Genomic DNA, 13,018 nt, shown 5'->3' with positions numbered 1-13,018 from the left:
GGATGCGACCCGTGGTTGAGGCGACCGGTATTTCGTGCAATGTGCAATCGCTTATGAGATAAGCCATTGGGTTTACATTACTAACGACACAGGTCTGCCAGGAAATCTGTTGATCAGAACCCTTTCAAAACTGGCGATGACGTTCAACACACAAAATGGTGTTTAATATCAGCAAGCTTTGTTTATGTAGAAAATATAGTTCAACCTCATGAAGAAATAGAAAACACTATTCTATTCACTAAGAAAAAATATGCGTCAAATAGAAGCTTACTTGTAAAAACCTACTATTATTAATAGTGATAATAAGTAAGATTTTAGATATTAAGCTCTATTATGCCAGTATTTATTACCTTGTGATAATCTTCTGTTTGTCGGATGAAATAGTGTTCACTGCTTCTTGATTTTCTAGTTAGTCCCCACTGTGTAATGTCCTTACTCCAATTGAGACTAAGTACGTGGCGAATTCATGGCGAATACGAGTAGCTATCAACAAACAAAAATCGATCAACAGATTCAATCACCGCAATCTGTGATCGTCATCGGAGCGCTGGTCGCGTTGGCCGGTGTTGCTCTATTGGGACTCCAGAACAACGGCTGGCGCGTTTTTGGCGGTGCTTTGATCGGTGCTCTGGCAGGCGTTGCGCTGTACCATACGAGCTTCGGATTTACGGCAGCGTGGCGCCGTATTGTCACCCAGCGAAGAGGGCAGGGCCTTCGTGCTCAATTCCTGCTTATCTCATTGGTTTGTCTAATAAGTTTCCCACTCCTTCAATACGGGCCAGACATTGGCATCCGCACCGGTGGCTTTGTGTTTCCATTCGGTGTTGGAGCAGCTGTCGGAGCCTTCATTTTTGGCATCGGAATGCAGCTCGGCGGAGGTTGTGGATCAGGCACATTGTTCACTGTCGGAGGCGGTTCATCACGCATGGTGATCACTCTTGCCTTCTTCATTTTGGGCAGCGTAATTGCAACAGCGCATCTTTCATTCTGGAATTCTCTTCCAAGATTACCGGCATTTTCGCTTGTGCGTGGCTATGGGGTCGTCCCTGCGCTACTGATCACCATTGTGCCTCTGGTCGCCTTTGCGATATTCTCGGTGTTTATCGAGAAAAAACAATGGGGTGAACTAGAGAAATCCCGCAAAACCACCGGGTTTTTTCAGGGCCAATGGGGCTATGTTCTGGGTGCGTTGATGTTGGCGTTAGTTTGCGTTCTTACGTTCATCGTGCTGCAGCGCCCATGGGGCGTGACATCCGGCTTCGCACTCTGGGGCGCAAAGTTTTTCTATGCCATTGGTATCCCGGTAGAGACCTGGCCTTACTGGCAATGGCAGGTTGGGGCGATCAAAAGATCTGTCTTTGCCGATTCCACATCCGTCATGAATTTCGGCATTGTGCTCGGGGCTCTGATTGCTGCTGGGTTGGCCGGAAAGTTCAATCCGGTGAAAAAAATTAATCTCAGAGATGCTGGAACTGCAGTGGTCGGAGGTCTCTTGCTTGGCTACGGCGCGCGCCTTGCTTACGGATGTAACATCGGAGCGTATCTCGGGGGCATAACCTCCGGCTCCATACATGGATGGTTATGGCTCGTCTTCGCCTTTGCCGGGTCCATGGTTGGAACCCGTGTCCGTCATTTGATCGGAATGGATCCTGCACCTGTTACCGCTAAATAGAAGCCAGTTGCCGGATACGACTAAAACTTGGCCAATTAAAATCAAGGGAGCTTGAACAACAGCCTGTTCAACTCCCGCTTTTAAACTCATTTCATTACGAAAAGGATTGAACCATGAAACTCCTTACGGGGATGCTCGGCTTTGTTGGAACATTGATGTTCGTTATGGCCGCTTTTCAACCATCCCAGGCTCAAATCACCACAGAGCAGGCTCAGCAGGGCAAGGTGCTGCCGCGCAATGGCTGGCGGGTTATCGAAACCACCATGGCGATTGATGAACTGCTGGACTCCCTGAAAAAAGCCATTCGCGAAGAAGACATGCTGCTCGTCAGCATGGCAAGTGCCTCCCGGGGTGCGAAAGCAAACGGCTTCGAGATCCCGGGCAACTATGTGATTGGGGTTTTTCGTAACGACTTCGCCAGACGCATGCTGGCAGCAAGTGTGCAGGCAGGTATTGAGGCGCCAGTTCGTTTCTATCTGACGGAAAATCTGGATGGCACTGCGACGCTGTCCTGGAAAACACCGAGCTTTGTCTTCCAGCCTTACCGAGCCACAGCCTCTGAGGATTTGGTCTCACTGAGCGAGGAACTGGATGTGATCTTCCAGCGCATTGCAGACCGTGCCACAGACAACACCTGAGGCACTCTTTAGAAATCAAAAAAAGAGTGTGTCACCTTTCCCGTGACACACTCGAAAAGGCGAATGCCTCTATAATTTTCCGTCGTAGGCTCTGCGGTCAATGCGGCAAGCAAGAACAGTGAAGGTATCGCGCTCCAGTGCTGCCTTCGCTTCTTTCTTCAGGCTCTCGGCATCATCCACCCAAACACCATGCCCGCCATAAGCGTCAGCAAGTGCAGGGAAGTTGGTTGCAGAGAAGTCCACGCCCAGATTAGGGTTCTGGTTCGCGCGCTGCTTCAGCTCAATCAGAGACAAGCTCTCGTCGACCAGCACGCAGACAATAAACGGCACCTGCATATCTCGTAGAACCGCCAGATCACCAAGACCCATCTCCAGACCAGCATCACCTACAAACACAACAACTGGATCTTCTGGTTTTGCCATCTTATGCCCGATGCCAAGCGGCAAGGCACATGCCATCGTACAAAGCGCAGAGCTCTGCAGCATGGTGCGCGGGTAGTGGCTCTCCCAGATTTGGCTTACCAGAATGCGGTGCGCACCACTGTCCGCAGTTGCAACAGTGGTATCCGGCAGGGCTTCCCGAAGGCCGTGGAACACAGTGGCTGGGCCCCAACCACTTTCTTCCGCAGTAAAGTCGGCCTTCAGCTTTTCCTTGGCGGGCGCGATACGGTCACGAAGCCAATCGCTCTCTTCAGGAACAATACCGGCTTCATCTTCTGGTGTCAGAGCCATCAGGGTCGGCTTCACATCGCCTTCCAGTGTATGGCTCACATGGTGCATACCATGGCTGCGCAGCACCGGTGTCAGCTCAATAACTGATGTCTCTTCACTCCACGGATTACGCCAGTTCACGCGCATTTCAATGGGGTCATAGCCGATCAGCACAACAAGGTCCGCATCAGCCAGCAAAGGCATCAGGTTCTTATCAGCTTTGGGCGACAAGCCTGCTCCACCAAGCGAAAGTTTATGGCCTTCAGGAATGAGCCCCTTGCCCTTGTAGCTGGTGATCAGCGGAATCTGGTAGGCCTCACAGAACGCCTCAATCTCATTGCCAGCATCCACATTGACGGCATCAACACCAGCAATTGCAATTGGGCGCTGAGCAGAGCCCAGCAAATCACGCGCTTGCTCCAGCACATCACCAAATGGCAGCTGCGCAGCACGAACACCATAGTTCGGTGTTTTCTGTGTTTCGTCGCTTTCACCTTCGGCAACGGAGATCGGCACATCAATGTGCACGGGTCCCGGTTGACCAGACATGGCAATGGAAATCGCCTTATCCATCATGGCATTCAGCGCACCCGGAGCTGCTTTGAAGCTGGCTTTCACAATAGGACGCAGCAGTTGCTGATGGTCCATCACCTGGTGAGTGTAGGTCTCAGCCTCAGCAGTATCTACGCAGCCTGTCAGGAAGATCAGCGGAACGCGATCCTGAAAGGCATTGGCAATCACGTTGACGGCGTTGGTCACACCCGGCCCAAGCGTTGCCAGCAAAACAACAGGAGCATCCGTGCCTTGGCGCGCAAGGCCATGCCATGCGCCTTCAGCCATAAAGCCACCAGCGTTCTCGTGCTTCACCAGATTGAATTTCAAACCAGCAAGGTTCAGAGCATCCATAAGGGCCAGCACTTCGCCACCCGGAATCCCGAAGGCATACTGACTGCCAGCCTGATGCAGTTTTTGAGCAATAAGATCAGCGCCGCGCATAATTATGAATCTCCCAGTGACACGACACCGCGAGCAGCGAGATCGTCAATTTCTTCTTTGGTTTTTTGTAGATACTTGGTCAGCACTTCAAGGCTGTCCTCGCCAAGGGTCGGCGGCGCCTTCCGGTATGTAACAGGTGTCTTGCTGTAATTGATTGGGTTACCAATCAAGCTTACCCGACCATCATCAGACTGTTTGTGTGGCAGAGAAATCTTCATACCCCGATGTAGAATCTGCGGATCGCTGAACACGCCAGCCAGATCATTCACCGGGCCGCACGGAACGCCAACAGCCTCTAGCTCATCCGTCCAATGCTGGGCACCTTGTTTGATTGTGAACTGACGCAGCAAAGGCACCAGTTCAGCACGATTGCGCACGCGGTCAGCGTTGGTTGCAAAGCGAGGATCAGTGCTCAACTCAGGACAACCTAGAATCTCACAGAAACGCTGGTACTGCGCATCGTTGCCAACAGCCACCATGAAGTCCTTGTCAGAGGCCGGGAAGGTCTCATAAGGCACGATGGTTGGGTGCGCATTGCCAAGCCGTTTTGGGATGTTACCGTCGGTCAGATAGGAAAGGCCTTGGTTGATCAGCCATGCCACCTGACAATCCAGCAAGGAGATGTCGATGTGCTGACCTTCACCGCTTTTCTCGCGGTGGTGCAGAGCTGCCAGAATAGCGTTGCAGGCATACATCCCGCACATCACATCAGCGATGCCGACACCGATCTTGGTTGGGCTGCCACCTTCCTCCTCAGGAAGGCCCGTGATGCTCATGATCCCGCCCATGGCCTGAATCAGCGCATCATAGCCCGCTCTATGTGAGTAAGGGCCAGTTTGGCCAAAACCGGTAATGGAGCAGTAGATCAGCCGATCATTCTTCGCACGCAGGTCGTCATAACCGAGGCCCTTGCGGGCAAGGTCACCAACCTTGAAGTTTTCGATAACGATGTCAGCGGTCGCCGCCAGCTCTTTGAGCATCTCCACGCCTTCTTCAGAACGCATGTCGATGCCGAGAGAATGTTTGTTGCGGTTGGAGCTGAGATAATACGCGCTTTCGCCAGTATCCGCGCCGCCTTTGCCTTTCAGGAAGGGAGGCCCCCATTTGCGGGTGTCATCCCCGCGTGTTGGGTGTTCAATCTTGATGATTTCAGCGCCCATATCACCCAATAGCTGAGTGCAGGTTGGGCCTGCCAGAATGCGCGAAAGGTCAAGCACCACAAGGCCATCCAAAGGTCCTTTGGTGGTAGAGGACTGGTGCTGTTCACCGTCTACTAGAGAATTCAAACCGTCTAATCCATTGGTTTTGAGGCAAGATTGACCGCAAATGGAGGGTGACTGACCCTGTCATGTACAGCAATCCAGCAGATTTTGGAGAGACGTTAGAGCACTCAGAAAAGGCCCACCACAACAATCTGAAAAATCACACAGTATCGTGATGGCCCGTGAAATTTGAAGTTTCTACCGTGATGGACCTGTGGGTTTTACCAGTGCTTTGTGTTGGCAAGATCAAGCCATGCACGCCGGATCCAGTTGGCCTTCATGGAGTGTCCGCCATCATGCAGGCAAAGCTCAAGCTTCTCGCCTTTGGCAGACCACACATCACACTGCAACTCGCCAGCGCTGATGGATGTCGGCTCAGTATCATAGAGACCAGCTTGTCGTTTCCAGACATCCAGACTGTCAAATACATCGGACTGACGCCAGTTCGCACCAATAGCACGGCCCACCATCGGAACGGTTTTATCTTCAACCCCGTGGGTGTGGTAAAGGTTGGTCAAAGGAGAAGGGCAGGCTGCTGGGATTGGATCCCAGAAGGCACCGGCAATCGGCGCGAAGCCAGCATAGTTCTCACCCTTATAGCAGGCCAGATTCCAAACCATGGAACCACCCATGGAAAAGCCTGAGAGCAGGATCTTCTCACGATCAATCGGGAAGCGGTCAGAAACGTCTGTCAGCATCTCATCAAAGAACTTGAACTCGTCACGATCCTGACTTGGGGAGCCCGGATAGGACCAGGAACCGCCAATGCCCTGCGGCACAATGAGAGCAACGCCAAGCTCGTTTGCAAGATTACGCAAAGCTTTATTCTCGATGGCGCGATCAGCTTTGCCCTTCCACCCGTGCAGGTAGATTATGGCGCCAATCTGTTCGTCATCAGCAGGAGAATCCGGAAGTGCAACATAGTATTCACCGCTCTCAACGTCACAGGGAGCAGTCACACCACAGGTCGCTTCCTCTGCCATTGTCGCATTGGGAACCAACCCGGAAATAACCACGGTAGCAAACGTAATCGCACTTGTAAGAAGGCTCATGCCCATTCCACTTCTTGCCGCTCTCTCGGATTAAACCTATTGAAACTCATGGATAAATCCAGGAATTGCCGAGATTAATTTTGTTTATGCTAACATACGCCTCAAGGGCGGTCTTACTCTCAAAATTGATGCCGTCATTTACAGCTTACCGCGAGAGGGCCTACTGCCATTCCCCTTCCGTGGGAATGTGCAAAGTATTGCCGCAATGCTTGCAGTGAACGGCGTCATTATCGTGACGATTAAGGCCACAATCAGGACAGGCATATTTTACTTTAGACGGACGGAAAATGGTCTGGATCAGCCGCAAAAACAGCGCCACGCCAAACACCATGATGACGATTGTAATCCCGCGACCCATCGTATCCGTCATGGTGATGTCGCCATAACCAGTCGTCGTCAGCGTTGTGACGGTAAAGTACAGCGCATCCATGTAGGAGTTGATGTCCGGGTTCAGGTGCGCCTCAATCACATAAACAACCGCGCTCACCATAAACACGAAGACCAGCAGGTTCATCGCCGAGTTGATGATCTCTTCACGCTCCTTGAACCACGAGAACGTCTCCCGCAGATCCTTCACCACATGGTAGGAGCGCAGCAACCGCAACATGCGGATCACGCGCAAAAAGCCGAGGTTCTCGATGAGGGCTTCAGCAAACAAAGACAGGATCACAATGAGGTCTGCAATGGCCGTGCTGTCAAAGGCCGCTCGGGCAGGCCTCAGCGCAATTGTGAGGCGGAACCCGTAATCAATCAGCAGAATGAACCCGATGGCCCAGTCCAGCCGCGGATAGCTCTCCAGCTGAGGAAGCGTTGCAGACAGCACGAAGTAGAGGATCGTGACCACATCAAACATCAGCAAGCCGATACGCCAGGAACGTCCAGCAGTGGTCTGCCCGAAATACAGACGTCGCAAAGCGCCCCTGAAATCGGTTATTGCTTCCTGCATTAAATTAGATCCCTCAATCCCGATAGCGCGCCCAGATAAAATCTACTAGCAAATGTGGGCACTTCTGCAAAGTCACTCAAGCTCGTCACGCATAAACTTTCGTGTGAGCGGCGCTATCTTGACCCCGCAAAAAAACTTACGCTTTCCCTCAGTGAGTTTATCGAAAAATTCTGCAACTGATTAAAAGGTTTCTGCTCTACTTCTGGCATGAAGAAAGCCAAAGCCATTCCGGTGCCACCACCTCCCGGGTATTTGGAGGAATGGCGGGCAACCAACAACACCTGTCTGGTAACGGGCGCGACGGATGGCATCGGCAGAGCGCTTGCAATCCGTCTGGCAGATGCTGGCCAAACCCTCGTCATTGTGGGGCGTTCTAAGGAGAAAGTGAGTGCCGTCCTCAAGGATGTTGGCGACGCCGGCCCCCATCACTCCCACCGCGGTTTTGTGGCAGACCTCTCTCTCATCTCAGAGGTGGACCGTCTCGCCGATGAGATCTCGCAAAAGCTGCCGAACCTGAGCCGTATCGTCCTCTGCGCTGCCGAAACACCGGGGTTTCGCGGCATCACAGGAGAGGGGATTGAGGCTGGGTTTGCTGTTAACTACCTCAGCCGATTTCAGCTGCTGAATAAGATCACACCGCTGCTCAAGGACCAATCTGCGCCAAGGGTTGTCTCGTTTGCAAGCCCGGTGACAAAGTTCGAACTACCCGACCTGAACATCCTCAACGATCCTGACTGTGAGCTCGACAGCTGGAACCGAGGAAGTGCACACACCAACTGCAATCTGCTCTTCTTGATGGAACTGGCTGATCAGCTGAAGGACACAGACATCTGCATCAACGCGTTCGGACCCGGCCTTGTGCTGACAAAGCAAATGCAGGGTTACAGCGCCATGAGACGGTTCTGGCTAGGCATGAAAAGCTCGCTGGTCGGCAAGTCTGCCCCCTATGCGGCCTTACCAGCTATGCACATGCTGCTCTCTCCGGACTTTGCGGGCAAGACCGGAGGGTTCTACGAATGCGGAACAAAAATCCCGCCGGACACGCAAATCCTGAGCAAAGAAATCCGCCAGCAATTCTGGACAGAAACCACTCAGCTTGTGCACCTGGCACAGGCGAACAAGGGGTAAAAATTTCCAGAAACCGCTTTTTGTGACACCAGTCACGGGCTTTCCCTCACGAAAGTGGGAGGACAAATGCACTTCTCAGTCTGACTTGATTTGAACGTTGCCAGGGGACCTTGGCAGCGAAGGATAGAGCTGTGCCCAACGCCATCAAGGATTGAGTCACTTCCCTTAGGTAATGTTAGGCAAGTGCTGCCAGCAATTCTCAATGTGTAAGAGTAAAAAATGAACAATAAAATGGAATTCCCTGCCGGCCGGAATGGAAATCTGCTTTCATCAACGCGCAAAGCCGCCCTCGCATTTCTGGGGGCGTCTCTTGGCACATTTCTTTTCTCCTCGGCAGTCTTTGCTCAGGAAGCCCCCCCCCCTCCAGGTGTTATTGTTGAACCTGCACGCGAAGAAGTTATTGAAGAAGAACGTGTTTTCTCTGGCCGTACCGAGGCAATCAGTCAGGTCGCACTCATTGCCCGTGTCGGCGGGTTTCTGGAGCCGCTGGAATTTAAAGAAGGCCAGACAGTTCAGCAAGGCGACCTGCTCTTTGTGATTCAGCAGGAGCCCTATGAGTTCTCAGTAGAGCAATCCCAAGCCAATCTGGAAAGTGCTCAGGCGAAGGTTGATTTGGCAAAAGTTGACTTTGACCGCAAGGAGCAGCTCGTCAACCGGGATACAATTTCAGTCTCCGAACTCGACACAGCCCGCGCAAACCTGAAAGAGGCCAATGCCGCACTGGCTCTGCGTCAGGCAGACCTGAAGCTCTCCGAATTGGATCTGAGCTACACCGAAATCCGCGCTCCGCTGGATGGTCAGATCGGAACCGCTGCCTTTAAAGAAGGGGCCTACGTCAATGCCAACAGCGGAACTCTGGCAACCATCACGTCTTTGAACCCCATTCGCGTGGCGTTCCCGGTTCCACAAGCACTGATCTTGCAATCTCAGCGCGCCAACAACTTCGTCACCAATAACATACTCATTCGAATTCGCCTGTCAGACGGCAAGTTCTACCAGCACAACGGAAAGCTGGACTTCCTTGAAGCAGAAGCCAATCCAGGCACAGACACCGTCACCGCTTATGCTATCTTTGAAAATCCTGACCACTTGCTGTTTGACCACCAGCTGGTTGATGTCGTTGCCAACGCCAAAGATGCCACGCCTGTTCTGGTTGTCTCTCAATCCGCACTGCTGCTGGATCAGGAAGGCCCGTATGTGCTGAAGGTGAATGACGAAGACGTGGTTGAGCAACAGCGCATCGCCGTCGTCGATCAGATCAACGGCCTTGTTATTGTTGGAAGTGGCCTCAAAAAAGGTGATCTGGTGATCACATCCGGCATCCAGAAAGTTCGTCCCGGAATTAAAGTCAACGCACAGCTGGCAGGTCAATAAACCATGATCTATGACATGTTTATTCGCCGGCCTCGGCTGGCGATGGTGATTTCGATTCTCATAGTCGTGGTCGGTGCGATCTCGATTTACTCAATTCCGGTATCACAATACCCGACCATTGCTCCCCCAACCGTGCAGGTAAATGCCACTTACATCGGTGCGGATGCGCTAACGGTGGAAGAGAGTGTTGGCCAGCTTGTTGAAGGGGCAGTCAACGGCGTAGACGGCATGCGCTATATGAAGTCGTCGTCTTCCAGTGATGGCACCTACTCGCTTACAGTCTACTTCGATCTGACAACAGACCCCGATATCAATGCGGTGAACGTTCAGAACCGAATAAGCACCATTGAGAGCAAGCTACCGCAGGAAGTCCGGGATCAGGGTGTCAACGTCACCAAAAAGGCCGGTGACCTCCTGCAAGCGATTTCCTTCTATTCGCCAGATGAGACACATGATGGCCTCTTCATTTCCAACTACGTCACCATCAACATCGTAGACGAACTGAAGCGTATTCCAGGTGTGGGTGATGCCAGCGTATTCGGCGCGCAGGATTACTCCATGCGCATCTGGCTGGATCCGGTCAAACTCAGAGCCCTCAACCTGACAGCAGAAGACGTAATCTCTGCGGTCCAATCACAAAACAAACAAGCTGCTGTCGGTCGTATCGGTGCAGCTCCTCTGGCCGCTGATCAGCAGCTCCAGCTCACCGTCACGGCGAAAGGCCGTTTGAACACGGTTGAAGAGTTTCAGAACATCGTTCTGCGTGCAAATCCTGATGGCTCTGTGGTTCACCTGAGAAACGTCGCCCGCGTAGAACTCAGCAGCGCCTCCTATGACATATTGGCAGAATACAACCAGCAACCAACAGCGATGGTGGGGATTTACCTGTCTCCGGGTGCAAACGCTGTGGCTGTGTCAGAAGCGGTCAACGAGCGTATCGCATTTCTGGCAGAGCGCTTCCCGGAAGACCTCACATACATCTCCATCTTCGATACCTCCCTCTTCGTGAATGAGATGATTTCGAAGGTGATCCACACGCTGCTGGAAGCCTTCGTGCTTGTGACCATCGTGGTCTACGTCTTCCTCGGTAAGTTCCGTGCAACCCTCATTCCGCTGATAGCGGTACCCGTATCCATCATCGGTGCTGTCGCAGTGGCCTTCATGATGGGCTACACGGCCAACACCATCTCACTGCTGGCCTTGGTGCTTGCCATCGGCATCGTAGTGGATGATGCGATCATCGTGGTTGAGAACGTTGAACGCATTATGCATGAGCACCCCGATCTCACACCGGCTCAGGCAACATCAAAAGCGGTCAGCGAAATTGCAGCCCCCGTGCTCGCAACCACGCTGGTGCTGCTCTCCGTGTTCGTGCCTGTGGCCTTCTTGCCGGGATCGTCCGGTGTACTCTTCAGAGAGTTCGCGGTCTCCATCTCCGCGGCAATGGTGATCTCCACCATCAACGCATTGTCACTGTCTCCAGCTCTTTGCGCCATCTTGATGAAGTCAGAAGATCTGACAGGCGTCATGGCCAAGGTTTCCAAAAAGATTGATGACGTCGGCCATGGTTATGCTGGCTTAATAAAGCGCATCGCAAAAATGTCGCTGCTTTCGCTTCCTGTCGTGGTGGGCTTCGCGCTCTTTGGTTTCCTGGTTGTTTCCAACACCCCAGATGGCTTTGTCCCGGATGAAGACAAAGGCTACGCCATGGTGCTGGTCAATCTGCCACCGGGTGCGTCTCGCAACCGTACTGAAGCGGTCATGCGCAAAGCCGACGATATCATCCGCAAAGACCCGGCAGTCAACTCCACCACAATGATCATCGGGCTCGACCTGCTGGCAGGTGGCGGCTCATCACCAAACGCAGGCGTTTTCTTCGTCAAACTCAAGGATTATGAAGAACGTCCATCACGTGAACTGTCTTCTTTCGCCTTCGTTTACAGAACATACGGAGCTTTGGCAGGTATTCCCGAAGCAACCTTCTTCCCGGTCAATCCAGCCGCAATCGATGGTCTCGGCACGGTAGGCGGCTTTGAGTTCATCATGGAGGCGCTGGAAGGTCAGGATCCAACGGTCCTTGCGCAAATCTCCCGCTCCCTGATTGTAGCGGCTAATGAAGCGCCGGATATCGCTTCCTTCTTCACCACCTTCAATGCAAACACCCCGCAATTGAATGTGAAGTTGGATCGTGAGCGTGCTCAGGTGCTTGGCCTGAACGTGGCAAGTGTTTACAACGCATTGCAAGCCACGCTGGGCGGTTATTACATCAACGATTTCAACCTCTATGGTCGCACATGGACCGTCCGCCTGCAGGCAGAGCAGAAGTATCGCTCTGGTGTTGAGGACATCGGCTCCATCTTTGTCCGTTCAGACACAGGTGAGATGGTTGAACTGTCCTCCGTCGTGCACACTGAGCTGTCACGCGGGGCAAACACCATCACCCGCTACAACAATTACCGCGCAGTCGCGTTCAACGGCAATGCAGCCCCCGGTGCAGGCTTGGGTGAAGCTTTGACGGCGATGGATGGTGTCGCGGCCAAAGCCCTGCCAAAAGGCTATGCCTATGAGTGGACGGGACTGGCACTGGAACAGAAAGAAGCTGCGGGTCAAACTGCACTGGTACTGGGACTTGCCTTCCTGTTTGCCTATCTGTTCCTTGTGGCGCTTTATGAAAGTTGGAACACACCAATTCCCGTTCTGCTTTCGGTCGCTCCGGCCTTGGCAGGTGCCTTGCTGAGCCTCTGGATCTTTGGTCTGGCGTTCGACCTGTATGCGCAGATTGGTATGGTCATTCTGATCGCACTGGCGGGTAAAAATGCGATCCTGATGAACGAGTTCTCACTCGAAAAACGCATTGATGGCATGGGAATCTACGAGTCCGCGATTGAAGGTGCTCGCTTGCGCTTTCGTCCGGTGATGATGACATCACTTGCCTTCTCCGCAGGTCTTGTTCCGTTGGTCATTGCATCCGGCCCGGGTGCTGGAGCCATGGTTGCGGTGGGTGTGCCGGTGCTGGCAGGTATGCTGTTCTCAGCAACTATCGGTATCTTCCTCATCCCGACCCTTTACGTCAGCTTCCAATGGATGCGCGAAAAGGCTGGTTGGACCATTGAGGAAGGCGGTGCGGCAAGAGGTTCCGGTGGTGAACTGGCCATTGATGCCAAGGAAGACAAACCATCTGAAAATTGATCTGAGAATGATCCTGATGACAATGAAGAAGGCGCCTCTGGCGCCTTTTT

9 protein-coding genes are annotated in these 13,018 nt (G+C 52.8%); 5 read left to right on the top strand and 4 right to left on the bottom strand.

What is annotated here, in order from left to right:
- Positions 1–466 precede the first annotated feature (466 nt).
- Both PsAD5_RS25280 and PsAD5_RS25275 read left to right on the top strand, forming a co-directional pair.
- Entirely contained in the window at positions 467–1,672 is a 1,206-nt protein-coding gene (locus tag PsAD5_RS25280; RefSeq protein ID WP_063286624.1) for a YeeE/YedE family protein, read from the top strand.
- 113 nt (positions 1,673–1,785) lie between these two features.
- Positions 1,786–2,310, top strand: a complete 525-nt coding sequence (locus tag PsAD5_RS25275; protein ID WP_063294143.1) for a DUF302 domain-containing protein — start codon at positions 1,786–1,788, stop codon at positions 2,308–2,310.
- Between the two features lie 69 nt (positions 2,311–2,379).
- Here PsAD5_RS25275 and PsAD5_RS25270 read toward each other — a convergent pair whose 3' ends face one another.
- From PsAD5_RS25270 to PsAD5_RS25255, 4 genes are all read right to left on the bottom strand, one after another.
- On the bottom strand, positions 2,380–4,017 hold the full coding sequence (locus PsAD5_RS25270) for a thiamine pyrophosphate-binding protein (RefSeq protein ID WP_063294142.1): 1,638 nt from the start codon (positions 4,015–4,017) through the stop codon (positions 2,380–2,382).
- A 2-nt stretch (positions 4,018–4,019) separates the two neighbouring features.
- Entirely contained in the window at positions 4,020–5,303 is a 1,284-nt protein-coding gene (locus PsAD5_RS25265) for a CaiB/BaiF CoA transferase family protein (RefSeq protein ID WP_063294141.1), read from the bottom strand.
- Between the two features lie 197 nt (positions 5,304–5,500).
- Entirely contained in the window at positions 5,501–6,331 is an 831-nt protein-coding gene (locus PsAD5_RS25260) for an alpha/beta hydrolase family esterase (RefSeq protein ID WP_208980856.1), read from the bottom strand.
- Positions 6,332–6,491: 160 nt separating this feature from the next.
- Positions 6,492–7,277, bottom strand: a complete 786-nt coding sequence (locus tag PsAD5_RS25255) for a potassium channel family protein (RefSeq protein WP_063294139.1) — start codon at positions 7,275–7,277, stop codon at positions 6,492–6,494.
- A 207-nt stretch (positions 7,278–7,484) separates the two neighbouring features.
- Between PsAD5_RS25255 and PsAD5_RS25250 the strand changes: the two genes are divergently transcribed.
- The 3 genes from PsAD5_RS25250 to PsAD5_RS25240 all read left to right on the top strand — a co-directional run bounded on the left by PsAD5_RS25250 (position 7,485) and on the right by PsAD5_RS25240 (position 12,968).
- Complete coding sequence (locus PsAD5_RS25250) at positions 7,485–8,405, top strand: SDR family NAD(P)-dependent oxidoreductase (RefSeq protein ID WP_063294138.1); 921 nt, start codon at positions 7,485–7,487, stop codon at positions 8,403–8,405.
- A 219-nt stretch (positions 8,406–8,624) separates the two neighbouring features.
- Positions 8,625–9,779, top strand: a complete 1,155-nt coding sequence (locus PsAD5_RS25245) for an efflux RND transporter periplasmic adaptor subunit (protein ID WP_208986407.1) — start codon at positions 8,625–8,627, stop codon at positions 9,777–9,779.
- 3 nt (positions 9,780–9,782) lie between these two features.
- A complete protein-coding gene (locus tag PsAD5_RS25240; RefSeq protein WP_063294137.1) occupies positions 9,783–12,968 on the top strand; it encodes an efflux RND transporter permease subunit in 3,186 nt (1,061 codons plus the stop codon).
- The last annotated feature ends 50 nt before the right edge of the window (positions 12,969–13,018 follow it).

Origin of the sequence: Pseudovibrio sp. Ad5 (assembly GCF_001623095.1) — a bacterium.
Classification (GTDB): Bacteria; Pseudomonadota; Alphaproteobacteria; order Rhizobiales; family Stappiaceae; genus Pseudovibrio.
The sequence above is the reverse complement of the archived record's forward strand: the minus strand, read 5'-3'. Positions and strand labels throughout refer to the sequence as shown.